Below are 24,682 nucleotides of genomic sequence, written 5' to 3'. Positions count from 1 at the left end.
GTCGCCGCCCGCGCTTCTTTCCGATGCCGGTCAGGCGGGGTTTCGACGACCGCATCGAGGATATCCGCTGAACTCAGCCGGCCGCCGCGCGAATCCTCAGCGAACTGTGAAGCAAGCCGCGAATGAGCGCCCGCAGCGGCGCTCGGCATTCATTGAATACGATTGCAAGCGAAATTGTGCGCCCCGACGCGAGCGTAGAGTTGGCCCGCACGCGCGCCTGACGCGCGTTCCGACCTCGAAGGGAGTACGCGGCGATGGGCAAGGGTTTGCGTGAGTGGAGCATGCGGTCGGTTAGCGCCGGCACCGCGTTTGGATTGATGCTGATGGCCGCGCCCGCACTTGAAGCGCGCGCCGCCGTCGATGCGCAGCAACTGGGCGCGCGCTACGACGCTTCGCAGAGCAACCTCAACTTCCGCGTGCATTCCTCGCGCGCCAGCCGCGTGGAAGTATTCCTGTACGCCAGCCCGAGCGGCGCGCAGGAAGTCGCGCGGCTGTCGCTCAGCAAGGACGCCGCCACCCAGATCTGGTCGCTGTCGGTGCCGGTCTCGACGATCAAGACCAGCTACGGCATCACCGGCACGGTCTACTACGGTTATCGCGCCTGGGGGCCGAACTGGCCGTACAACGCCGCCTGGACCAAGGGCAGCGGCAGCGGCTTCCTCCGCGATGTGGACAGCGCCGGTAACCGCTTCAATCCGAACAAGCTGCTGATCGATCCCTACGCGCGCGAAATCAGCCAGGACCCGAATACCGCCGCCTGCACCGACGGCACGATCTACGCCACCGGCGCCGTTCACCGCAACAAGGACAGCGGCGCGTGCGCGAGCAAGAGCATCGCGCTGTTGCCCGATACCAGCGCGGTCGGCAGCAAGCCCACGCGCGCGCTCAAGGACGAAGTGATCTACGAAGTCCACGTGCGCGGCCTGACCCGCAACGACGACAGCGTGCCGGCGGCCGAACGCGGCACTTACAAGGGCGCGGCGCGCAAGGCCGCGGCCCTGGCCGCGCTGGGCGTCACCGCGGTGGAGTTCCTGCCGGTGCAGGAAACCCAGAACGACCAGAACGATGTCGCGCCGAATTCGACCGCCGACGATAATTACTGGGGCTACATGACCCTGAATTATTTCGCCCCGGATCGTCGCTACGCCTACGACAAGACGCCCGGCGGGCCGACGCGCGAATGGAAGGCCATGGTCAAGGCTTATCACGACGCCGGAATCAAGGTGTATATCGACGTGGTCTACAACCACACCGGCGAAGGCGGGCCGTGGGGCGGCACCGACGGTTTGACGGTCTACAACCTGTTGTCGTGGCGCGGACTCGACAACCCGGCCTATTACTCGCTCAGCAGCGACTACCAGCATCCCTGGGACAACACCGGCGTCGGCGGCAACTACAACACCCGCCATCCGACCGCGCAGAATCTGATCGTCGATTCGCTGGCTTACTGGCGCGACAGCCTGGGCGTGGACGGCTTCCGCTTCGATCTGGCCTCGGTGCTGGGCAACAGCTGCCAGCACGGCTGTTTCAACTTCGACAAGAACGACGCCGGCAACGCGCTCAACCGCATCGTCGCCGAACTGCCGCCGCGTCCGGCCGCGGGCGGCGCGGGCCTGGACCTGATCGCCGAGCCTTGGGCGATCGGCGGCAATTCGTATCAGGTCGGCGGCTTCCCGGCCGGCTGGGCGGAATGGAACGGCCTGTACCGCGACGCGCTGCGCAAGAAGCAGAACAAGCTCGGCGTGGAGACGGTGACGCCGGGCACCCTGGCCTCGCGCTTCGCCGGTTCCAGCGATCTGTACGGCGACGACGGCCGCAAGCCCTGGCATTCGGTCAACTTCATGGTCGCCCACGACGGCTTCACCTTGAACGATCTGTACGCCTACAACAGCAAGCAGAACAATCAGCCCTGGCCGTACGGCCCGTCCGACGGCGGCGAAGACAACAACATCAGCTGGGATCAGGCCGGCGTGGTCGCCGAGCAACGCAAGGCCGCGCGCACCGGTCTTGCTTTCATGATGTTGAGCGCGGGCGTGCCGATGATCACCGGCGGCGATGAGGCCCTGCGCACCCAGTTCGGCAACAACAACACCTATAACCTGGATTCGGCGGCGAATTGGCTGTACTGGACGCGCAGCGCGATCGAGGCCGATCACGAAACCTATACCCGGCGCCTGATCGCGTTCCGCAAGGCGCATCCGGCCTTGCGTCCGGCCGGGTTCTATTCCGGCACGGACGGCAACGGCAACGTGATGGAGCAGTTGCGCTGGTTCAAGCCCGACGGCGCGCAGGCCGACACGGCTTATTTCAACGACGCCAACAGCCATGCCTTGGCGTGGCGTGTCGATGGCAGCGAATTCGGCGACAGCGCCAGTGCGATCTATGTCGCTTACAACGGCTGGTCGGGGCCGGTGAATTTCGTTCTGCCGTGGCCGGGCAGCGGCAAGCAGTGGTATCGGGTGACGGATACCGCGACGTGGAACGAGGGGCCGAATGCGGTGGCGATGCCGGGTAGCGAGACTTTGATTGGCGGGGAGAATGTGACTTATGGGCTGCAGGCGCGGTCGGTGTTGTTGTTGATCGCGAAGTAGATCGGCGCTGCAAGGAGACTTCAGCGCACCTATTCAAGACCGTCATTCCCGCGAACGCGGGAATCCAGAGACATCAAACGTTCTCGCACGAAAGGCCCTGGATTCCCGCGTTCGCGGGAATGACGGTCTGGGAGGGGCGCGGTGAAGGCCCTGGATGTTTTCCTCCATCGGCGTCAAGCAAAGGAAGTACACAGTCGCTCCTGCGAGGCTTTAGTACGACTCTTCCACTTCGTCATTCCCGCGAAGGCGGGAATCCAGAGACTTCAAACGTTCTCGCACGAAAGGCCCTGGATTCCCGCGTTCGCGGGAATGACGGTCTGGGGGATTCGTACACGAACGTCACTGCGCCGTGGTTGAACCGAAAATATCTGCTCCTCCCGGCGACTCGACCTGTCTCGCGCCAAGACACCATATCGAAGCCCTCCGGTAACGTCACCATGACACCCCCGGGACTAAGTTAGGCCCCACCCGCCCTACCCCCAGGGCCTTCAGAGGAGCCGCGCCATGTCCGCCAAACCCACCATCGTTCTCGTGCACGGCTTCTGGGGCGGCGCGGCGCATTGGGCCAAGACCATCGCCGAGCTGTCGCGCAAAGGCTATCGCGACATCAAGGCGGTCGAGCTGCCGCTGACCTCGCTGGCCGACGACGCCGAGCGCACGCGCAAGATGGTCGCTCAGGTCGGCGGGCCGGTGCTGCTGGTCGGCCACTCCTACGGCGGCGCGGTCATCAGCGAAGCCGGCAATCACGACAACGTGGTCGGGCTGGTCTACATCGCCGCGTTCGCGCCGGATGCGGGCGAAAGCCCGGGCGGTATCACACAGGAACACGTACCGGAAGCGGCGGCGAATCTGGCGCCGGACAGCGACGGTTATCTGTGGCTGAAGGCGGACAAGTTCCATGAGAGCTTCTGCCAGGATCTCAGCGCCGAGGAAGGCCTGATCATGGGCGTGACCCAGAAGGCGCCGCTGGCCAGCGCCTTCGGCGATACCGTCGCCAAGCCGGCGTGGCGATCTAAGCCAAGCTGGTATCAGATCTCCAGCCAGGACCGCATGATCGCGCCGCAGAATCAGCAGCGCATGTCGGCGCGCATGAATGCGAAGAAGCTCATCACGCTCGATGCCAGCCATGCCTCGCTGGCCTCGCGCCCGGCCGAGGTGGCAGCGCTGATCGACGAGGCGGCGCAGGCGGTGGGTTGAACCGTTGATTATCGCGATCTGAGCAGCAGCCTCGGTTGCCGTTGCCGTTGCCGTTGCCGTTGCCAAGATTTTGCTTTGGCTTGGCTTGGCTTGGCTTGGCTTGGCTTGGCTTGGCTTGGCTTGGCTTGGCTTCGCTTTGGCTTGGCTTGGCTTCGGCTTGACTTCGCTTTGCCATGCTCTGCTTCGACTTCGACTTTGCTTTTGTTGTTGTAGCTGTTGCTGTTGCTGTTGCTGTTGCTGGGCGCAGCTTATTACTCGCGAGACCAGGGACACCCGGAGGGCGGCGCACATGGACGTGCGCCGGGTCCCGCCGTGGGCAGGATGCCCACTGCGGGACCTGCCCGCGTCGGCATCGCACTCGTGGCTTTTGACTCGAAACAGCGAAAGCCCTTTCTTTGGTTACTTTCTTTGTGGCTTTGGACAAAGAAAGTGACCCGCCGCTCCATGGCGGAAGCTTTAGGCGTTTGATCTTGCTTTCGCTCTTGCTCTTGCTCTTGCTTGAGGCTTCTTTTGCTCGTCATTCCCGCGAAAGCGGGAATCCAGCGACTTCGAACGTTCTCGCACGAAAGGCACTGGATTCCCGCGTTCGCGGGAATGACGGTAGGAGGGAGTGCGCAGGCTTGGCTGTTTCGATCAGGGATTTCAGGTTCCTTAGAAGCCTTAGAAGCCCCAAGCAAGATCAAACGCAACAGGCAAGATCAAACACTAAACGCTTCCGCCATGGATCGGCGGGTCACTTTCTTTGTCCAAAGCCACAAAGTCCCACGGGATTTCCTTCGGTCAAAAGTAACCAAAGAAAGGGCTTTAGCTGTTTCGAATCAAAAGCCACGAGTGCGGTGCTTTCGCGGGCAGGTCCCACATTGGGCATCCTGCCCAAGGTGGGACCCGGCGCACGTCCATGTGCGCCGCCCTCCGGGTGTCCCTGATCTCGCGAGTTACTAGCGCCGCCCAGCCAAAGCCGAAACAAAACCTAGGCAACAGCAGCAACGTCGACATCTCAACCGTCTATCGACGCGATCGCCGCCCGCAAAGTCGGCGACGGCAACGGCTGCGACATCGCCAGATAGCGGCTCGGCGGCATGCCGATCAAGCGCTTGAACATCGTCGTGAACGCCGACGCGCTCTCATAACCCAGATCCAGCGCCAGCGTAGTGATCGCCTCGCCCGCCGCCAGCCGCGGCAACGCGGCGAAGATCGCCGCCTGCCGGCACCACTGGGCGAAGCTGGTACCCGTCTCGGCACGGAAACGCCGGGTGAAGGTGCGACGGCTCATCGCCAGGTCGCGGCACCAGTCGTCGATGCTGTCGTGCGGCGAGGGATGAGCCAGGTACGCCCGGCAACGTTTGGCCAAACGCGGATCGGCCGGGAACGGAATGTCCAGCGGCAGCACCGGCGCGCGTTCGATCTCGTGCACGATCAGCGAATAGATCAGGTCCGGGCGCGAGCCGCTGCCGGCCTCGACCAGCAGCGGCAGATCCAGGGTTTCCAACAGCAGATGACGCATCAGCGGCGACACGCCGATCACCCGGCAGTCGCTCGGCAAGGCCGCGCTGACTTCGGGTTCGACATAGATGCTGCGGGTGCTGATCTGCGCCAGCACATGCACATCGTGGCTCATGCCCGCCGGAATCCACGCCGCGCGCTCGGGCGGCACGATCCAGCGGCCGGTCTCGGTGCCCACCACCATGATCCCGTGCGCGGCATACAGCAGCTGCGAGCGCCGATGATCGTGCCGGGCGATGCGGTGATGGGTCGGGTACTCGTTCGACGTCGCGACGATGCGTCCGGGCAGACTGTCGGCCTGGACCGCAAGGACGTTGCGCATTGGCCCGTTCTCGAAGATTGTTGACCTGAATGATAGTGCGGGCAGGATAAAGGCGGCGTCTACTGGTCGGGTTCAGCCCCTCCCCACTCGCTGCGACCGATGACCACTCTGGATTCCACCGCGACCGCGCCGGCCGAGATGGCCGACGCCGCGACCACGCCGCAGATCCCCGCTTTCGAAGCTCCCCAGGCGCCGGCCGCCGAAGCCGCGAACAAGATCGCTTTGCCGATCCTGGCGATGCTGAGCATCTGCCACCTGCTCAACGATATGATCCAGTCGCTGCTGCCGGCGCTGTATCCGCTGCTCAAGCAGTCGTTCCAGCTCGATTTCGGCCAGATCGGCCTGATCACCCTGACCTTCCAGGTCACCGCCTCGCTGCTGCAGCCCCTGGTCGGCATCTACACCGACAAGCGGCCGATGCCATGGTCGCTGGCGATCGGCATGGGCTTCACCCTCAGCGGCTTGTTGCTGCTGTCGCGAGCGACGACCTTCCCGATGCTGTTGCTGGCCGCGGCGCTGGTCGGCTCGGGTTCGTCCGTGTTCCATCCCGAATCCTCGCGGATCGCGCGCATGGCCTCCGGTGGCCGCCACGGTCTGGCGCAGTCGCTGTTCCAGGTCGGCGGCAATCTGGGATCGGCGCTGGGGCCGCTGCTGGCGGCGTACATCGTCATGCCGCGCGGCCAGGGCAGCGTCGCCTGGTTCGCGTTCGCGGCGCTGACCGCGATGGTGATCCTCAGCCGCATCGGCCTGTGGTATCGCGAACAGATTCCGGCGCAGCGCAAGGCCGGCGCGCGCGCAGTCGCCGCGCCTCGGCTGCCGCGCAAGACCATCGTCGCCACCATGGTGGTGCTGGGCCTGCTGATCTTCAGCAAGTACTTCTACATGGCCAGCCTGTCGAGCTATTACACCTTCTATCTGATGCACAAGTTCGGCGTCACCGCGCAGAGCGCGCAGGTGCATCTGTTCGTGTTCCTCGGCGCGGTCGCGCTGGGCACGCTGGCCGGCGGGCCGATCGGCGACCGCATCGGGCGCCGCTACGTCATCTGGTTCTCGATCCTGGGCGTGCTGCCGTTCACGCTGATACTGCCGCACGCCAATCTGGCCTGGACCACGGTGCTGACGGTGATCATCGGCCTGATCCTGTCCTCGGCATTCTCCGCGATCCTGGTCTACGCGCAGGAACTCGTGCCCGGCCGCACCGGCGTGATCGCCGGCCTGTTCTTCGGCTTCGCCTTCGGCATGGGCGGGCTGGGCGCGGCGGCGCTGGGCCAACTGGCCGACCATATCGGCATCGAGGCGGTGTACCGGATCTGCGCCTATCTGCCGGCGATCGGCCTGCTGGCGTGGTTCCTGCCGAAGCTGGAGAAGCGCGAGGCGGCCGCGGGTTGAGTCCGCGCCGGCTTCGAGGCAAGCGCTGCGCGCACTTGCAAGCGGCGAGATCGGGCGCCATCTGAGCAGGACCGTTTCGATGCCGGCGCGTCTCAACCGACGCGACCGGCCCCGGGCATCCTCGCGCGCATATGCATCAGAATTCGCTGTTCGACACCACCGATCCGCAGCACCCGATCGACGACGCCGAAGGCGGCGTGCGTTACCTGCCGGGCGTGTTCGATCGCGACTGGTGCGAGCGCCTGTTCGAAGTGCTGTGGCATCAGGCCGAATGGAACAGCCAGCAGCGGATGATGTACGAGCGTCTGGTCGAGGTGCCGCGACGCATGGCGTCCTACCGCCTCGACCGCGAGCGCGGGCGGCTGCCGCCGATGCTGGAGGAAACCGCGCAGCGGATCGGCGAGCGGCTGGCGGCGCCGTTCAACAGTGTCGGCCTGAATCTTTATCGCGACGGCCGCGACAGCGTCGCTCCGCATAACGACAAGCTGCACGATCTGGCGCCGCGCCAACCCATCGCGGTGCTGTCGCTGGGCGCCACCCGGCGCATGACCATCCGCGCCAAGCGCGCGCCGCACACGCAATGGCATATGGAACTGGAAGCCGGCAGCCTGGTGGTGATGAGCCATGCCTCGCAACATCACTACGACCATGGCATTCCCAAATCGCCGGGGGTGGTCGATCCGCGCATCAGTATTGCTTTGCGCGTGCGGCATTCTTGAGAGCCCGTTCACCATCTGGGGATACGCGATTCCCGCGGACGCGGGAATGACGGGGCAAAAGACGCGGACGCTCGCTCGGCCCCGGAGCCGAGACTCGAGCGAGCTTTGAGCGATTAGGCCGCCGCGGTCATGGCTCAACCGAAGCCTGCAACGCCGCCGCCAGCGCCGCGTCGCCCGAGGCCAGTTCGGTCCAGCTCAGGGCCAGGCCTTTGCGCCGGCCTTTCTCGGACAACTTCAAGCCATCCGGGTCGATGGTCAGGGTGTAGAGCTTGCCTTCGATTTCCAGTTCGCGCCGTATCGGTTTGTCGAGTCGGGTCATGGTCGTCTCCCAGAGTAGAACGCCATAGAACACAGTGCCGCCGATCGCTACCGCCACCGTCGTTCACGGGCTCAGTCGCGCCGGTACCAGTGCAACAGGGGTTCGGGCAAACGCGGCGCCAGATCGATGCCCAGGGCCGCGTGCGCGTCCAGGGTGTCGAGCAGGTTGCGCCGCAGCCGCGCCAGCGGCGGTTGATCCAGCAGTTCGGGCTCGCCCTGCAGTTGATCGAGCAGTTCCGCGGCGCGGGCGAACAGCAGATCGCCCTGCTCGGCCAGTTCCCGGCCCAGCCACGGCCGCAAGGGACGGTGCACAAGGTGGCCCTGCGCCTGCATGGCCCGCGCCTGGGCGTCGAGCATCGCGTACGCGCCGCGATACCACTCGCTGTGCCCGGCCGCCTCGACGCGGATGGTCAGCGGCGCCGGCGCGTTGTGTTCGGTCAGGGCGCGGCGCAATCGCAGTTCCATGGCGCGCGCCTCGCGCACGCTGTCGGTCTGCACCGCGAAGGCGCGATCCAGATCGAAGAATTCGAAATAGCGCGGCTGCAGTTGCTGCGCGCGCGACAGCGGGTTGCGCGAAAACCCCAGCTTGAGCAGATCCTCGTAGGCGCAGGGCAGCACGTAGAGATAGCAACGCCCTTGGCTGGCGCTGTGGACCTTCTCCGGCTCGGCGCTGCGCAGGAACGACATGCGGGCATGATCGCGCGGAAATGTCGCATCGGGTGATGCCGGCTGCGCAAATCGGCGGGTATCGGCGACCGCCGGTCGGAGGCGGCACTGCCGCAGCCGTGCCGCGAACCGCGGCGAGGCCGGCGAAAGCGCTTGCGCATCGGCCGGCCGTGCGCAGTGAACCGCACGGCCGGCCACGGTGCGCTGAGCATCCAGCCGCTCAGCGATGCCCGGCTTACTTGTGGTGCGCACTCTTGGCCGAGACCAGGGCGCTGGTATCGACCTTCTTCACGCCGTCGATGTTCTTCGCGATCGAGGCGGCCTTGTCGGCCTGGGTCTTGTCGACGTTGCCCGACAACTTGACCACGCCGTTGACGGTTTCGACATTGATGTCGGTGCCGGCGACCTCGCTCGACGCCATCAGTTCGGCCTTGACCTTGGTGGTGATCCAGGTGTCGCTGACCGGCTGCCTGGAATCGCCGGTGGCGGCGGCCGCGGCCGGATCGGTCGCGTCGGCCTTGGTGCCGGCGGTCTGCGGAGCGGCCCAGGCGGCGCCGGACAGGGCGAAGGTCAGGGCGAGGGTTGCGATGATCGGAGTTTTCATGGGGCATCCTCTGGTGATCGATGCAGGCGCCCGATAGCGGCGCGGCTGCGGGATTCAAGCGTTACGGCGATGGAACTCGCGCGAATCGGCGATGCGGCGCGTCAGTGATGCGACTTGCGCCCGGAGCCGGACTTCTTGCCGCCGTGATCTTGTTTGTTGACGGTGCGCCAGGCGCGTTCCTCGGCTTCCTTCTTCGACACGCCTTCCTCGATATAGCCTTGCTCGATGTGCTCGGCCTGACGTTTCTGCTTGTCGGTATAGGACGATTTGTCGCCGCGGGGCATGGGACTCTCCTGTTGGTTCTGGTCGGTTCTCTCGGCGGTTGCGGGTGAATTCTCGTATCCCGGCACGTCTCGCCGGGGCGTTCGAAGTCGTTGCGTTTTCCGTGGCGACGACGCTACGCGCGGCGAAGTTAAGCCGTCCGCAGCATGGTGTTAGCGCGGCGTGTTGTGTTCATGCTCGTCGCGCGAAGGTGACGGCGCGCGGCTTCGTGCGATCACGATCGAGTCACGAGCGCGCGGTTATCAAGAACACCGTCACCCTCGTGGAGCGCATTCATGTCCGTCATGGAGCAACTGTGGGTCGTCGGCGCCGCGGCCTACGCGATGATGCTGGGCGGCGCGATCGGTTACGAACGCGAACTCAAGAACCGGCCGGCGGGATTCCGCACGCACATGCTGGTGGCCGGCGCGTCGTCGCTGTTGATCGGGATGGGCCAGCTGGCGATCGCCGATCCGCGCTTTCGCATGCCGCTGCTGATCAACATGGACCCGATGCGATTGGTCGAAGCGGTCGTCGCCGGCGTGTCCTTCATCGGCGCCGGCACCATCTTCGCCTCGCGCGGCGGCAAGGATGTCGCCGGCATCACCACCGCCGCCTCGCTGCTGATGGTCGCGGTGATCGGCGCCTGCGCCGGGCTGCGCTATCACTTGCTGGCGCTGGCATCGGCGGTGCTGACGTTGCTGGTGCTGGTGGCGCTGGATGTCGTCGAACGACGCGGGCGGACCAGGCCGGCGTCCACGCAGGACCGTCAGTAAGCCGCAGCGGTTACAAGTCCGGCAACGTCTGTTCGGCCTGGGCGAAGCCTTCCCAGGGATCGCTGCTCAGGCGCGAAGCGCGGCGCTTGGCCTTGGCCAGATCGAAATCGGTCGAGGCACGGCTGCGGCCGAATTCGTCCCAGCGCAGCGGCATCGCCACCGGTGCGCCGCTGCGCGCGCGCAACGACCAACTGGTGACGCTGGTCGCGCCGCGGGCGTTGCGCAGCCAGTCGATGAAGATGCGGTCCTTGCGCGCGGCCTTGGACGCGGTGGCGAGGTAACGCAGCGGCGATTGTTCGACCATCGCTCCGGCGAAGGCCTCGCTGAAGGCCTTGACCCGGGCCCAGTCCGGCCCGCGGCGAATCGGCACGCACACATGCACGCCCTTGCCGCCGGACAGCCGCACCCAACTGTCCAGGCCGATCTCGCTGAGGCGGTCGCGCACCTCGCGCGCTGCGCGCTTGATCTCGCTCCAGGCCAGGCCTTCGGCCGGATCGAGATCGAACACAATCCGATCGGGCCGGTCTGGCTTGTCGCGGCGCGCGCCCCAGGGATGGAATTCCAGGGTGTTCATCTGCACCAGCGCCATCACGCCCTCGATGTCGCGCACATAGACGTAATCGGCCTTGCCGCTGGACTCGCGCAGATTCACCGCATGCACGTGCGGGCCGAAACTGTCGCTATGGTGCTTCTGGAAAAAACACTGCGAGGCGATGCCGTCGGGACAACGCAGTAACGAGATCGGCCGGTCGATCAGCTCCGGGAGCAGCCAGCGCTCGACCGCGCGATAGTAGTCGGCGACCTCGCCCTTGCTGATGCCCGGGTCGGGGAACACGATGCGCTCGGGGTGGGTGATGTGGGTGTGCGCCATCTTCGACTCCTGCTTCGTTGCGCGGCCCGATGATGCAGCAGGCGCCTGCTTCGCGGAGCGGGTCGTCCGCCCCGCTCCGGCCAACGCCGCGCTCAGATCGGCCGCGCGCTTGTCCTCGCGCAACCGCATGAAACTGGCCTGGCGGACCAGCCCTTCCTTGCCGCGTCCGCGCGAATGCACATCCACGACCAGTTCCGGCTCGACCCAGCGCACCTGCCGCGACGGGAACGGCACGTGCGCCGGCAGGGCCAGCGTCGGTTCCGCGCGATGCAGGGTCTTGAGCCGTCGCGTCAGCGAGCGCAGCGTGGCGTCGTCGAATCCGCTGCCGACCCTGCCGACGTACTCCAGCCCGTCTTTACCCGGTTGCGCCAGCAGCAACGAACCGAACCCTTGCCGGCTGTTCTTCGGCGGCGTGTGCCCGACCACGATGAATTCTTCGTCGGCGACATGCTTGAGCTTGATCCAGGCCTGCGTGCGTCCGCCGCGATACGGCGCGTCGGCGCGCTTGCTGATGATGCCTTCCAGGCCGGCGCGGGCGCTGGCCGCCAGCACCTCGCCGGCCGCGCCTTCGACGTGTTCGCTGAACGCCAGCGCCGGCGAATCCGAAGTCGCCAGCAACTCGCGCAACAGATCGCGGCGTCGCGATTGCGCCGCGCCGCGCAGGTCGATGCCGTCCAGGTACAGCAGATCGAACAGCACGTAGCGCAAGGCCTGCACCTGCCCGGATTCGAGCAGGCACTGCAATTGGCCGAAGTCGCTGTGGCCATCGCGGCCGGGCGCGATCAGTTCGCCGTCCACGATCAGGCTGCGCACCGGCAATGCGCGCAAAGCCTCGGCCAGATGCGGGAAGCGTTCGGTCCAGTCCTGGCGGTTGCGCGATTCCAGGCGCAGTCTGCGCTGGCGATAGGCAAGCAGACGGTAGCCGTCCCACTTGACCTCGTGCAGCCAACCCTCGCCTGCCGGCGGATGTTCGCGCAGGGTCGCCAGTTGCAATTCGATCTGATCGGGCATCGCCGCGGCCTTGGCGCCGTCGAGCGCGAGCGCGGTCTTGCGCCAACCGTCGCGGGGCGATGGCCGCGCGGGTTGTTTCGTTTTCGCCGCAGCGGCGGACGCTACAACGGCCTTGGGGCTGGATCGGTTCTTGCGTGCGGTCGCCTTGCGTTTCCCCGCGCTCGCATCCGCCTTGGCGGCGCGAGCCGGTTTCGCCGCAGTCTCGCGCAGAATCCCGTCCGCATCGCAGTCGCGCGCATGTTCGTCGTTGCGCTTGATCAACAGCCACTGCCGCTGGCGTCCGGAGGGTTTGGTCCGCACCAGGGTGAAGGCGCCACGCAAGTGTTCGCCCTGCAGCGAGAAATCCAGCTTGCCCGCGCCGATCTGTTCGAGCGCGTCCCCATCGGTGCGCCACACGCCGCGATCGAAGATATCGACATGGCCGGCGCCATAGTGGCCTTGCGGAATATCGCCGTGGAAGTCGGCGTAATCGAGCGGATGATCCTCGACCTCGACCGCCAGCCGGCGCTCGCCGGCGCGCATCGACGGCCCCTTCGGCACCGCCCAGCTCTTGAGCGCGCCGTCGGCTTCCAGGCGGAAGTCGTAGTGGCGCGCGCGGGCATGGTGCAGTTGCACGACGAAGATCGGCTCGCCGCGGCGCTTGCGCGAGCGCTTGGCGCCCGCCTCCGCCGCCGGTTCCGGCGTGACGCCCAAGCGGCGCTTGCGCACGTAGTCGCGCAGGCTCATGGACGCCGACCTCGCCGCACGGACTCAGCCACGGCCATCCTCAGGCCGATTTGCGCGCGCGTTTCTTCGCCGCTTTCTTTGCGGTCTTCTTCGCCGCCTTGGCCGGCGCCTTGCGCGTGGTCTTCTTCACCGCGGCGGCCTGCCCGCCTTTCTTGGCCAGGCTGCGCTTGAGCAGCTCGGCGAAGTCGATGACGTTGGTGGCGGCGTTCTCGGGCAGCTTGGATTCCTCCGTCTGCTTGCCGTGCACGACCTTCTTCGACTTGACCCGTTGCTCGATCACCTTGTGCAGGCGCGCGCGGAAGTCGTCTTTGTAACTTTCCGGCTTCCATTGCCCGCTCATGGAATCGATCAACTGCTCGGCCATGTCGATCTCGCGCGGGGAAATCTTCCACTTCGCCAAGCCGCCCTCGGGCAGTTTGTAGTCGGCCGGATCGATGATCTCCTGCGCGTAGCGCAGGATCAGGAGCAACAGCGCGTCGCCCTGCGGCGCCACCGCGGCCAGGTATTCGCGGGTGCGGATCACCACCCGGCCGATGCCGACCTTGCCGCTGCGCTTGAGCACCTCGCGCAGCAGCACGTAACCTTTCTCGGCTTTCTTGCCCGGTTCCAGCACATACGGTTTTTCGTAGAACTCCGCGCCGATCGAGGCGGCATCGACGAAGGTGTCGATGTCCACGGTCTCCTTGTGATCGGGCGAGGCCGCGGCGATATCGGCTTCCTCGATCACCACGTAGCTGCCCTTGTCGTATTCGAAGGCCTTGACGATCTCCTTCCACGGCACTTCCTCGCCGGTTTCCTCGTTGATCCGCTCGTAACGGATCGGCGACTTGTTGCGGCTGTCGAGCATGCGGAAATGCAGATCGACCCGACGCTCGCCGGTCATCAGCTTGACCGGGATGTTGAGCAGTCCGAACGACAGAGTTCCAGTCCAGATCGGGCGCGCCATGGTCAATCCTCGGAGGTGGGCCAGACCGGACGCGGCCGGTCTGGCGCGGTGGGTCGGCGATCGGCGGCGGCGCGCGATTCACCCGCAGCGCCGGGACGCGGCGCGTCTTCGCCGGCGCCGGCGGAACGCGGGTCGCCGAGCGCGGTCGGATCGGGACGATCGTCGTTGCTGTCGGCGTCCTGCGCCCGCTTCGCGTCCTCCAGCAGCTCGCGCGCCTTGCAGGCGAGCAGTTCGTAACGCGCACGGAACTCTTCCAGCGTGACTTCGTCGAGTTCTTCCAGATCCAGCAGGCTGTTCTCCGCGCTCTCGGTGGCGCGGATCAGTTCGTCGAGCTTGATCTGCACCGCGGTGGAGTCGCGGTTCTGCGAGTTCTGGATCAGGAACACCATCAGGAAGGTGACGATGGTGGTGCCGGTGTTGATCACCAGCTGCCAGGTGTCGCTGAAACCGAACAACGGTCCGGAGATGACCCACACCAGCACCACCCCGACCGCGAGGCCGAAACACAGCGGTTGCCCGGTGAAGCGCGCGGCCGCCTTGGCCCCGCGCTCGAAGGCCCGGTGCAATGCATTCATTGCGTGCGCCGATGCAGGCGCAGGCGTTCGCAGGCCGCGGCCACGACCACGCGCGCCTCCTCCCAGTCCAGACGCGAGGCGCCGCGCACGCGCCGGTAACATCCGCGCAATTCTTCTTCCATCTCGGAAAAACTGCGGCCGTGGCCGCGCATGTACGCGTCCAGGCCCAGCTTCAAGGCCGGCTCGTAGTCGCCAAAACGCAGGCCGGTGCGATCGATCAGACCGCGGTGATGGCCGCGCCAGTACGACATCTCCGCATCCAGATCGACCGCGTCGGGCGAGAGGATCGAATCCAGCGGCCTGGAGAAACGGCCGGCGCCGATCGCACTGGAGGAAACGACGAAACCGCTGTGATGGGTACGATGGCTTTCGAAGCGCATGCTTGACTCCTTGCGGTGCACCGCGACGCAATTGCGATCGCGTGCGTGGGTGGCATGGGCGAATGTTTCGAACTTGCAACCGTTTCGCGCTCGGGTCGATGCATGGCGTGCGGCTGCGAGTCCGGATGCATTCGGTCGATCACGGACCCCTGGCGTACCTTGCCATCGCAGCGCGCGAAGACCGCGTCAGTGCGGACGCGGCGGATTACCCAAGCGTTCAGTTGCGTCAACGCCACCGCGCTGCGCGCATGGGCGATGCGCGGCGCACGCGCGCCGGGATTGGAACAACGCGCGCGCGGCGCGCGGATTGGTTCGCCGGCGGCGCCTGTTGCATACGCGGCCGTTACGCTGGATCTACGCGCTTTTAACCTGCCCGACCGCCGTCACAGTTTGAGCCTGAATCGGTCAGATAGCCGCAGTCGTCAACTCGAACGCGCGGCGATGTTGCGCAGCACCTGATCGATGCTCGACTCCGCCGCCGCGCTCGCGCTGTCCGGCCGCCGCACCAGCAGACGGTGCACTTCGCGCTGATCCTGCGCCGGCAGGGTTTCGATTTCCTCCACCTGCCCGGCCAGCAGGCTCGCCACCGCGACGCCGTCGCGCAGGGCGATGCGCGCGCCGGGAATGCGCGCGACCTTGGTTCCGGCCAGCACGCTGCCGGTGAGATTCAAGGGATCGGCCGCGGACACGCAGACGATTTCGCCGTCGTGTTCGCGCTGGCGCACCTGGCGCAGGGCGTTGACCGCATCGGGCAAGGCGTATTGCTCGCCTGTCATGCCGGCGATAAAACGGCCGCCGCGGATTTCGCCGCGCGCTTCCAGGCGGCGATAGACCCGCAGCAGATCGCGCCACGGCGGCAGCCAGCCCGCTTCGCGCTGGATCAGGCGCCAGAACACCACGCCGTAGCGTTCGAGCAGGCGCCAGGCGATGTGTTCGATCGCTTCCGCGTCGCGCGCGGCCTGGGCCGGAGCGTTCACGGCATCGGCGACTGCGAGTGGCGTCGCACTGGTCAGCGACCAGCGTCCGGCGTCCTGCAGATCGGTGAGCATCGCCCGGCGGCGGCGATGGCCGTGGGTCGAGGCGCGCTTGGACGGCGGCACCAGCAAGGCGCGCAGGCCGGCGAAACTGTCGCAAGTGATGCGGCCGCGGGTGACCAGTTCGCCCAGCGCTTCTTCCAGTTCGGTGCGCAGCAGATGCGCGGAGTGTTCGAGTTCGTCGAAGAACGAGGCGCCGCGCGATTCCAGCACGCTCAGCACGCGTTGCGCGCGCGAGGACACCGGCGCCGGATCGGCGTTGCGATCGGCGGCCGCGCGCCAGTCGGGCAAGGCGCGGCGCGGCAGCAGCACGATCGGGGTCTGACGCACGCTCGGCACGCCCTGCGGCGCGGCGTTGTCGCCGCCGGCGGCGTTGGCGTTCGGACGCAGGCGCGCCCAGGTGACCCGGCCGGCGGCGCACAGTTCGTCGAGCCAGCTGGATTCATAGTCGGCGATGCGCGCGGGCAGCAGTTCGCTTTCCCACACGCAGGCCGGCGCTTCGAACCCTTCCAGTTGCTCCAGCACCGCCTGCAGCGCCTGCGGGCCGCTCATGCGCGCGCGCTTGGACAGATGCTGCCAGTCGGCCAGGAAGCGGGCGAAATCGCGCGGCGCCACCGGTTCGATCTCGCGGCGCAGACGGCCGACGGTATAGCGGTGGATGCGCGCCAGCAGATGCCGCTCGCACCATTGTTCTTCGCCGCCGAGCAGGCTCTCGCGGCTGAAGCGGCCGCGCATCACATAGCCTTCCGACTCCAGGCGCAGCAGCGCCAGTTCGATCTCGCCGGCATCGCGGCGGCTGTCGCGCGCGAGCACCGCGACGGTGGTCGGGCCCAGCGCGGTCAGGCGCGAACGCAGCAGATCGATCAGGGCCGATTCGGCGGTCCACTCGGCCTGCGCGTATTCCTCCGGCACCCGCACCGGCGGCGTCGCCGGCGCGTCGGGAAACAGCGCCAGCGCCTGCGGCAGGCCTTCGGTCGCGACCCACCACGACGGCTCGGCGTCGGATGGGTTCAAGCGCAGCGCGGTGGCGCGGCCGCTGTCGGCCAACTCGCGCAGCCAACCCTGCCAACCGGGCGCCCGGGCTTCTTCCGCGGTGACATAGCCCAGGCCCATCAGCGCTTCGTGCATTTCGTCGAAATCGCGCACTTCCGGCCAGGCCTCCAGGCGCACCGCCTCGATCGCCTCCGGATCGAGCCGGCCGAGGTCGTCGGCGCTGTCGGCCTGGGCGTAACGCCGCGCCATCACCGCCTGGGTGCGGCGTTCTTCGATCGGCGCATCGTCGAGGAAGGCGTACGGCTTGGCGTTGATCGCCTCGGCCGCGATCGGCGACGGCCCGGTCACATCGCGGCCGACCACACGGATCTCGCCGGCTTCCAGCCGCCGCAGCATGCGCAGCCAGCCGGCGCTGTCCATCGCTTCGAACAGGCAATCGTGCAGGGTCTGCGCGACCAGCGGATGCTCGGGCACCTCGCGCTCGCCGACCAGATTCTCCGCGCAGGCGACCTGATCCGGGAACACCGTCGCCAGCAGATCTTCGCTCTTCATCCGCTGCAACTGCGGCGCCACCTTGCGGCCGCCAATGAAGCGCGGCAGGGCCAGCGAGGTGGTCGCGTTCCAGCGCCAGCGCACGCCGAACAAGGGCGCGTCGAGCAGCGCCTGGATCAACACATCTTGCGCGGAGGCCGAATGCAGATAACGCGCCACGTCTTCCAGAGCGAAGCTGTGCGCGGTGGACAGCGACAGCACGATCGCGTCCTCGGTCGCGGCCGCCTGCAGTTCGAAATTGAACTTGCGGCAGAAACGCTTGCGCAGCGCCAGTCCCCAGGCCTTGTTGATGCGGCTGCCGTAGGGCGAATGGATCACCAGCTGGGTGCCGCCGGATTCGTCGAAGAAGCGCTCGAACACGAGCGTTTCCTGCGTCGGCACCACGCCCAGCACCTGCCGCGTGCGGGCCAGATAATCGGTCAGCTGCAACGCGGCTTCGGCGTCGAGCGCCAGGGTCTGGCCGAGTTGACGCGCGGCGCCGGCGGCGTCGGCGGCCTCGCTCAGCAGCGCCTCCACCTGCGCGCGCAAACGCGACACGCTGTGCGACAACTCATCGCTGCGGCCGGGCGCTTCGCCGAGCCAGAACGGAATGTTGGGCGGCTGGCCCTGGGCGTCCTCGACCCGCACCCGCCCCGGTTCCACCCGCAGGATGCGGTAACTGGCGTTGCCGAGCTGGAACACGTCGCCGGCCAGGCTTTCGACCGCGAAATCTTCGTTGACGTTGCCGATCACCTGCGCTTCGGGTTCCAGCAGCACCGCGTAGTCGCCGGTATCGGGAATGGTGCCGCCGGACATCACCGCGGTCAGGCGCGCGCCGCGTCGGGCGCGTACGCGCCCGTGCACGGCGTCGCGATGGATGTAGGACGCACGCGGGCCGCGTCGGGTGGTGAAACCGTCGGCCAGCATGCGCACGATCGCATCGAAGTCCTTGCGCGCCAGCTGCGCGTACGGCCAGGCTCGGCGCACCCAGGCGTACAGCGCGTCCTCGCTCCATTCGCGCGCGGCGACTTCCGCGACGATCTGCTGCGCCAGCACGTCCAGCGGCGCCGGCGGAATCTGCAGGGCGTCGAGTTCGCCGCGGCGCACGCTGTCGAGCAGCGCCGCGCATTCGACCAGATCGTCGCGCGACTGCGGGAACAACCGCCCCTTGGGCACGCCGCCGACATGGTGGCCGGCGCGCCCGACCCGCTGCAGGAACGCGGCGATGGCGCGCGGCGAACCGAGCTGGCAGACCAGATCGACATCGCCGATGTCGATGCCGAGCTCCAGCGACGCGGTCGCGACCAGCACCCGCAGTTGCCCGCGCTTGAGCCGCTGCTCGGCGTCCAGGCGCAATTCGCGCGACAGGCTGCCGTGATGCGCGGCGACCGCGTCCTTGCCGAGCCGGTCGGCCAGATGGCGCGCGGCGCGCTCGGCCATGCGCCGGGTGTTGACGAAGACCAGGGTGGTGCGATGTTCGCCGACCAGCGCGGCCAGGCGCGTATAGACCTCGTCCCATTGTTCGTGCGACATCACCGCCGACAGCGGCGAGGCCGGCAGTTCCAGGGCCAGATCGCGCTGCTTGGCGTAGCCGATATCGACGATGGCGCAATCGGGCACGCCGTCGGCATCGACTGCGTCGCTGCCGACCAGGAAGCGCGCGACTTCGACGATGGGCTTCTGCGTGGCCGACAGGCCGATGCGCACCGGCGGCGTGGCGCACAGCTCGCGCAACCGTTCCAGGGTCAGGCTGAGATGGCTGCCGCGCTTGTCGTCGGCGACGGCATGGATTTCGTCCGCGATCACCGAACGCACCGTGGACAACATGGCGCGCCCGGATTCCGAGCCCATCAGCACGTACAGCGACTCCGGCGTGGTCACCAGGATATGCGGCGGCCGCTTGCGCATCTGCGTGCGTTCGCCGGCCGGAGTGTCGCCGGTGCGCACCGCGGTGCGGATGCCCGGATCGGGCAGGCCCATGCGCTTCAGTTGCTCGGCGATGCCGGCCAGCGGCGCTTCCAGGTTGAGGTGGATGTCGTTGGACAGCGCCTTCAGCGGCGAGACGTAGACCACCGCGGTTTCATCGCGCAGACCCTGGCCGGCGTTGTCCGGGCCCAGGCCTTCGCGCACCAGCTCGTCGATGGCGGCCAGGAACGCGGTCAGGGTCTTGCCCGAACCGGTCGGCGCGGCGACCAGGGTGTTGCGGCCGGCCTTGATCGCCGGCCACGCCAGTTCCTGCGCCTGCGTCGGCGCCGGGAAGGCGGCGCGGAACCAGGCGGCGATGGCGGGATGGAAGTCGTCTAGCACCATGTTCGTGCGGTACTCCGGCAGACCGGAAGGATCGTCTCCAGATGGGGGCGATTGTGGCATTGCCTACCGCCTGAACGGCCGCGGCGCGCGCGACCGGTTCGAAGCGGTGAACGGTTCAGCCGCGCTCACGCCGGCTGACGCTTGACCTTCCCATCATGGCAAGGCCCACCCTGGCTGGCATCGAGCCTCCTGGATGTCTTTCATGAATGCGACTGCCTCCTCCCTCCCAAGCCTGCGCCAGCTGCAGGCGCCCATTGCGGGCATGACCTGCGGCTCGTGCGTGGGCCGGGTCGAAAAAGCGCTGCGGGCCGTGCCGGGCGTGGATTCGGTCAGCGTGAATCTGGCCACCGAAAGCGCCCGTGTAGCCTTCACCGACGCCGTCTCACCTGCTGAGATCGAACAGGCGATCCGCGCCGCCGGTTACACCCTGGTAAGCGAAGAAATCGCGCTGCGGTTGCAAGGCATGAACTGCGGCTCGTGCGTCGGCCGGATCGAGAAAGCGCTCAAGGCCGTGCCCGGGGTGCTGGAGGCCTCGGTCAATCTGGCGACCGAGCAGGCGCGCGTGCGGGTGGTCGCGGGCACCGAGGTGTCGGCGTTGATCGATGCGGTCGAACGCGCCGGCTATGCGGCGGCCTTGGCCGATTCCGCACAGGCGGACGTCGAGCCTGCGGACGTCGCGGCCGCTGGCGACACCCACATCGCTGCGAGCGCGAATGCAGCCGCGACCTCGCCCGTCGCCCGCGAAACCCGCCACCTGTTGATCGCCGCATTGCTGACCGCACCGCTGATCGCGCCGATGCTGGCGCTGCCGTTCGGCCAGCACTGGATGCTGCCGGGCTGGCTGCAGTTCGCCCTGGCCACGCCGGTGCAGTTCTGGCTGGGCGCGCGCTTCTATCGCGCCGCCTGGGGCGCGTTGCGCGCGCGCAGCGGCAACATGGACCTGCTGGTCGCGCTCGGCACCAGCGCCGGTTACGGCCTGAGCCTGTATCACCTGCTGCGCGGCGACAGCGCCGCGCTGTACTTCGAAACCTCGGCCGCCATCGTCACCTTGATTCTGCTCGGCCGCTGGCTGGAAGCGCGCGCCAAGCGCCAGACCACCGCCGCCATCCGCGCCCTGCAGGCGCTGCGCCCGGCCAGTGCGCGGGTGCTGCGCGACGGGGTCGAACACGAGGTGGCGATCGCGCAACTGCGCGTCGGCGACCATGTCGTCGTACGTCCCGGCGAACGCATCGCCGCCGACGGCCGCATCGTCGAAGGCCGCACCCATGCCGACGAATCGCTGATCACCGGCGAATCGCTGCCGGTCGCGCGCGGCGAAGGCGATCGGGTGACCGGCGGCGCGGTCAACGGCGAAGGCCGGATCGTGGTGGAAACCCTCGCGGTCGGTGCGGAAAGCGCGCTGGCGCGGATCATCCGCCTGGTCGAGGACGCGCAGGCGCGCAAGGCGCCGATCCAGCATCTGGTGGACCGGGTCAGCGCGGTGTTCGTGCCGGTGGTGATCGCGCTGGCCGTGCTCACCCTGCTCGGCTGGGGCCTGTCCACCGGCGACTGGAACCGCGCCATCCTCAACGCCGTCGCGGTGCTGGTGATCGCCTGCCCCTGCGCGCTCGGGCTGGCGACGCCGACCGCGATCATGGCCGGCACCGGCGTCGCCGCGCGCCACGGCATCCTGATCAAGGACGCGCAGGCGCTGGAACTCGCCCATCGCATCGAGCGGGTCGCGTTCGACAAGACCGGCACGCTGACCGAAGGCAAGCCGGTGCTGAGCGAGTCGATCGCCATCGACGGCGATCGCGATGCGCTGCTGCGCGCGGCGGCTGCCCTGCAATCGGGCAGCGAGCATCCGCTGGCGAAAGCGGTGCTGAGCGCGTTCGACGGCGGCGCGGTCCCGGCCGCCACCTCCGTGCGCGCGGTGCCCGGACGCGGGCTGCGCGGCGAGGTCGAAGGCCGTTCGCTGCTGCTCGGCAGCACCCGCATGCTGGAGGAAGCCGGCGCCGATCTGTCGCCGCTGCGCGCCCAGGCGCAAGCGCTGCGCGAACGCGGCCACAGCCTGTCGTGGCTGGCCTGGCAGGACGGCGCCGCACCGCGCGTGCTGGGCCTGCTGGCCTTCGCCGACACGCCGCGCCCCGACGCCAAGGCCGCGATCGAGCGCCTGCACGCGATGGGCCTGCGCACCGCGATGATCTCCGGCGACCACGCCGGCGCCGCGCAGGCCATCGCCGCGCAACTGGGCATCGACGACGTGCGCGCCGATGTGCTGCCCGAACACAAGGCTGAAGCGGTGGCCGAATTCGCCCGCGAGGGCCGCGTGGCGATGGTCGGCGACGGCGTCAACGACGCGCCGGCGCTGGCCGCGGCCGATGTCGGCATCGCCATGGGCAGCGGCACCGACGTCGCCATGCAGGCGGCCGGCATTACTCTGATGCGTGCGCAGTTGGGCTTGATCGCCGATGCCATCGCCATTTCGCGCCGCACCACCGGCAAGATCCGCCAGAATCTGTTCTGGGCCTTCGGCTACAACATCGTCGGCATCGTGCTGGCGATGCTGGGTCTGCTGGACCCGGTGGTCGCGGCCGCGGCGATGGCCTTCTCCAGCGTCAGCGTGCTCGCCAACACCCTGCTGCTGCGCCGCTGGAGGCCGGCATGAACCCGATCAAGAGGAAGCCGCCCGTGAACCACAGCGCCATCGCCCCCGAACTCGCCCAGGCCAAGGCCGACGGCCTGCACAACATCGGCGAAGCCGCGCAGCTCAGCGGCGTGAGCGCGAAGATGATCCGCCACTACGAAGGCATCGGCCTGATCCCGGCGGCCCATCGCAGCGTCGCCGGCTATCGTCTGTACAGCGACAGCGATCTGCACCGGCTGCGTTTCGTCAAACGCTCGCGCTCGCTGGGGTTTTCGATCAAGCAGATCGAGACCTTGCTGGGCCTGTGGGACAACCGCTCGCGCGAGAGCGCCGAGGTCAAGCGCATGGCCCTGGATCACGCGGCGGAGCTGGCGGCGAAGATCCGCGAGATGCAGACGATGCAGCGCACCTTGGAAGAACTGGCGCGGCGCTGCCATGGCGACGATCGGCCGGAGTGTCCGATTTTGGAAGATCTGGCGCAGAAGCATTGATGCGCTTGGGCAGAATCGTGGCCGCCTCTTAACGCAGCTAAAAAAACAGCTTCTTCTCCCTCTCCCGCTTGCGGGAGAGGGCTGGGGTGAGGGGATGAGCGCCGAAGGCGCGATTGCTCTTGCTTGGAGTTCTGCTACTTCGCGTGCCCTCACTCCCCCCCCTCTCCTGCAAGCGGGAGAGGGGCTCAAGCACCGATCAGTTGAGCTTAGCCACCCAAGCCAACGGCATCCGCTTCATCAACCAGCCCAGCAGCGCCCACGGCCACCACGGCACGTAGGCCTTGGCCTTCTCGCGCTCGATCGCCCGCACCAGCAAACGGCAGCCGGTGGCTTCGTCGATGATGTACGGCGTCTGCTTGGCCGGGGCGCCGTCGTTCATTTCGGTACGGATGTAACCGGGGAAGATCGTGCTGACCTTGATCGCCGGCTTGCGCAGCATGTCGGTGCGGATGCCCTCGGCCAGCGAGGCCACGCCGGCCTTGCTGGCGGCGTAGGCGGTCAGGCCGCCACGCATGCCGCGCATCGCGCTCATCGAGGAAATCAGCACCAGATGCCCCTGCGACACCTCGCGGAAGATCTCCATCGCCGCCTCGCACTGCGCCAGCGCGGCGAGGAAGTTGGTTTCCACGATGCTGCGGTTCAAGGCGAACTGGCCCTTGCCGATCGGCGCGCCCTGGCCGATGCCGGCGTTGACCACGACCCGGTCGAGACCGCCGAACTCATCGCGCAGCGAACGGAACACGCGGAAGACTTCGTCGTACTGAGTGACGTCCAGACTGCGGATGGCGACGCGGATGCCCGGATGCGCGGTTTCCAGTTCCGCCTTCAGCGCCTGCAGGCGGTCGATGCGCCGCGCGCACAAGGCCAGGTCGCTGCCGGCGCGGGCGAATTCGCGGGCCATGCCGCGACCAAGTCCGGAACTGGCGCCGGTGATGAGGATGCGCTTGCGCATGAAAGGTCTCCGGCTCAGCGGTAAGTGACGAGGCCGTCGCGCCCATACAGATGGGCGTGGCCGTTGAAGGTGGACAGGCGCACGCCGCCGCGGGCGAGGTGCAATTGGGTGATGCCGGTGTTGACCAGGGTCCAGCTCAGGCGCATGGCCTGGGCATCGGACACGTCCAGCAGTTGTTGTACCACCGCCGCGATCGCGCCGCCGGAGGTGAACACCCATACGTTGTCCGCGCCGCCGGCGGCTTCAGCGGCGGCGTGCACCGCGGCCAGGCAGCGCTGCTGGAACGCGGACCAGGTTTCGTCGTAATCGGCATCGAAGTCGCCCGAGCACCAGCGTGTCATCGCCGCGGCGAACAGCGACTGGAAGGCACGGCGCGGATCGGGTTGGGCGCTCAGGTGGGCGACCAGGTGTTCGTGATCGGCGTAGTCGGGGGCGTGGCGGGCGATGATTTGCGCGTGGTCGAATTCGTTCCAGCGTTCATCGATGCGTGGGCTTGATCCGGATGACGCGGCGATCTGTGATGCCCTCACCCCAACCCTTCCCCGGCCCAAACGCGTTGTGTTTGGGCGTTCGTGGACGCGCGAGCCAATGGCTCGCAAGCCGCGTCCGCTCACCCCGCTCGCGGGAGAGGGGCTCTGTTCTGCTTGATCGGGTGAGGTTGCCGGCGAATGCGAGGACTTGGCTTCGCGCATCGCACTCAAACATTCCTCCGCCGTCTGCCGATGCCGCCGCATCCCGCCGCAGATCGCGACATCGCCCTCGCCCGCCAACGGCGCCAGCGCCGCGCCGAGCAAGCGCGATTGCTCACGGCCGCGCGCGCTGAGTTCGTCGTAATCGGCGGCGCCGAACGCGGCCTGGCCGTGGCGGATCAAATGGATCGTCGTCGCCAT

At 67.4% G+C, this 24,682-nt stretch carries 17 protein-coding genes and 3 pseudogenes; 7 read left to right on the top strand and 13 right to left on the bottom strand.

Translation table 11 applies throughout. The features are described from left to right. The first annotated feature begins 281 nt into the window (after window positions 1-281). Together LG3211_RS10975 and LG3211_RS10970 are read left to right on the top strand one after the other, a co-directional pair. A complete protein-coding gene (locus LG3211_RS10975) occupies window positions 282-2,591 on the top strand; it encodes an isoamylase (protein ID WP_083512463.1) in 2,310 nt (769 codons plus the stop codon). A 504-nt stretch (window positions 2,592-3,095) separates the two neighbouring features. Then, window positions 3,096-3,788, top strand: a complete 693-nt coding sequence (locus tag LG3211_RS10970) for an alpha/beta hydrolase (RefSeq protein WP_057942878.1) — start codon at window positions 3,096-3,098, stop codon at window positions 3,786-3,788. A gap of 997 nt (window positions 3,789-4,785) precedes the next feature. Here LG3211_RS10970 and LG3211_RS10965 read toward each other — a convergent pair. Beyond that, window positions 4,786-5,613, bottom strand: coding sequence for an AraC family transcriptional regulator (locus LG3211_RS10965; RefSeq protein WP_057942877.1), 828 nt, complete (start codon window positions 5,611-5,613; stop codon window positions 4,786-4,788). 99 nt (window positions 5,614-5,712) lie between these two features. Between LG3211_RS10965 and LG3211_RS10960 the strand changes: the two genes are divergently transcribed. Next, complete coding sequence (locus LG3211_RS10960; protein ID WP_083512462.1) at window positions 5,713-7,002, top strand: MFS transporter; 1,290 nt, start codon at window positions 5,713-5,715, stop codon at window positions 7,000-7,002. A gap of 131 nt (window positions 7,003-7,133) precedes the next feature. Further along, complete coding sequence (locus LG3211_RS10955; protein WP_057942876.1) at window positions 7,134-7,721, top strand: alpha-ketoglutarate-dependent dioxygenase AlkB; 588 nt, start codon at window positions 7,134-7,136, stop codon at window positions 7,719-7,721. 127 nt (window positions 7,722-7,848) lie between these two features. Here the strand turns inward: LG3211_RS10955 and LG3211_RS10950 are convergent, their stop codons facing one another. The 4 genes and pseudogenes from LG3211_RS10950 to LG3211_RS10935 all read right to left on the bottom strand — a co-directional run. Then, on the bottom strand, window positions 7,849-8,040 hold the full coding sequence (locus LG3211_RS10950) for a hypothetical protein (RefSeq protein ID WP_057942875.1): 192 nt from the start codon (window positions 8,038-8,040) through the stop codon (window positions 7,849-7,851). A gap of 71 nt (window positions 8,041-8,111) precedes the next feature. After that, window positions 8,112-8,726, bottom strand: coding sequence for a GIY-YIG nuclease family protein (locus tag LG3211_RS10945; protein ID WP_057942874.1), 615 nt, complete (start codon window positions 8,724-8,726; stop codon window positions 8,112-8,114). A 214-nt stretch (window positions 8,727-8,940) separates the two neighbouring features. After that, complete coding sequence (locus LG3211_RS10940; protein ID WP_057942873.1) at window positions 8,941-9,309, bottom strand: BON domain-containing protein; 369 nt, start codon at window positions 9,307-9,309, stop codon at window positions 8,941-8,943. A 113-nt stretch (window positions 9,310-9,422) separates the two neighbouring features. Then, window positions 9,423-9,593 (bottom strand): annotated as a pseudogene (locus LG3211_RS10935) (HupB); the annotation flags it as partial. 273 nt (window positions 9,594-9,866) lie between these two features. On the opposite strand from LG3211_RS10935, the gene LG3211_RS10930 reads away from it, so the two are divergent. Next, window positions 9,867-10,346 (top strand): MgtC/SapB family protein, encoded by a 480-nt coding sequence (locus tag LG3211_RS10930; RefSeq protein ID WP_057942871.1) that lies wholly within the window; start codon window positions 9,867-9,869, stop codon window positions 10,344-10,346. 10 nt (window positions 10,347-10,356) lie between these two features. Here the strand turns inward: LG3211_RS10930 and ligD are convergent, their stop codons facing one another. The 5 genes and pseudogenes from ligD to LG3211_RS10905 all read right to left on the bottom strand — a co-directional run bounded on the left by ligD (window position 10,357) and on the right by LG3211_RS10905 (window position 19,723). After that, complete coding sequence (gene ligD / locus LG3211_RS10925; RefSeq protein ID WP_057942870.1) at window positions 10,357-12,954, bottom strand: DNA ligase D; 2,598 nt, start codon at window positions 12,952-12,954, stop codon at window positions 10,357-10,359. A gap of 40 nt (window positions 12,955-12,994) precedes the next feature. Further along, window positions 12,995-13,900: a non-homologous end joining protein Ku gene (gene ku / locus LG3211_RS10920; RefSeq protein ID WP_057942869.1), complete on the bottom strand. Its 906-nt coding sequence runs from the start codon at window positions 13,898-13,900 to the stop codon at window positions 12,995-12,997. A 158-nt stretch (window positions 13,901-14,058) separates the two neighbouring features. Continuing rightward, a pseudogene (locus LG3211_RS24855) lies at window positions 14,059-14,475 on the bottom strand (low affinity iron permease family protein); the annotation flags it as partial. Then, window positions 14,472-14,855 (bottom strand): hypothetical protein, encoded by a 384-nt coding sequence (locus LG3211_RS10910; protein ID WP_057942868.1) that lies wholly within the window; start codon window positions 14,853-14,855, stop codon window positions 14,472-14,474. The pseudogene LG3211_RS24855 and the gene LG3211_RS10910, both read right to left, overlap by 4 nt. Before the next feature lie 422 nt (window positions 14,856-15,277). After that, the gene (locus tag LG3211_RS10905) at window positions 15,278-19,723 is read right to left on the bottom strand and encodes a DEAD/DEAH box helicase (RefSeq protein WP_057942867.1); all 4,446 of its coding nucleotides are present in this window, start codon (window positions 19,721-19,723) and stop codon (window positions 15,278-15,280) included. Between the two features lie 202 nt (window positions 19,724-19,925). Here LG3211_RS10905 and LG3211_RS10900 point away from each other — a divergent pair, with 202 nt between their 5' ends. Both LG3211_RS10900 and cueR read left to right on the top strand, forming a co-directional pair. Beyond that, window positions 19,926-22,370 carry a heavy metal translocating P-type ATPase gene (locus LG3211_RS10900; protein ID WP_083512460.1) on the top strand — a complete coding sequence of 815 codons (2,445 nt, stop codon included), beginning with the start codon at window positions 19,926-19,928 and terminating at the stop codon, window positions 22,368-22,370. Between the two features lie 23 nt (window positions 22,371-22,393). Next, on the top strand, window positions 22,394-22,840 hold the full coding sequence (gene cueR, locus LG3211_RS10895; RefSeq protein ID WP_240003992.1) for a Cu(I)-responsive transcriptional regulator: 447 nt from the start codon (window positions 22,394-22,396) through the stop codon (window positions 22,838-22,840). A 196-nt stretch (window positions 22,841-23,036) separates the two neighbouring features. On the opposite strand, the gene LG3211_RS10890 is transcribed toward cueR, so the two are convergent. The 3 genes and pseudogenes from LG3211_RS10890 to LG3211_RS27295 all read right to left on the bottom strand — a co-directional run. Then, a complete protein-coding gene (locus LG3211_RS10890) occupies window positions 23,037-23,792 on the bottom strand; it encodes an SDR family oxidoreductase (RefSeq protein WP_057942865.1) in 756 nt (251 codons plus the stop codon). A 14-nt stretch (window positions 23,793-23,806) separates the two neighbouring features. Continuing rightward, window positions 23,807-24,322 (bottom strand): histidine phosphatase family protein, encoded by a 516-nt coding sequence (locus tag LG3211_RS27050; protein ID WP_237049867.1) that lies wholly within the window; start codon window positions 24,320-24,322, stop codon window positions 23,807-23,809. Between the two features lie 219 nt (window positions 24,323-24,541). Beyond that, window positions 24,542-24,682 (bottom strand): annotated as a pseudogene (locus LG3211_RS27295) (hypothetical protein); the annotation flags it as partial.

Source organism: Lysobacter gummosus (genome assembly GCF_001442805.1).
In the GTDB taxonomy this organism is placed as follows: Bacteria; Pseudomonadota; Gammaproteobacteria; order Xanthomonadales; family Xanthomonadaceae; genus Lysobacter; species Lysobacter gummosus.
Note: the sequence above shows the minus strand (reverse complement) of the source record. Positions and strands in the feature narration are given on the sequence as shown.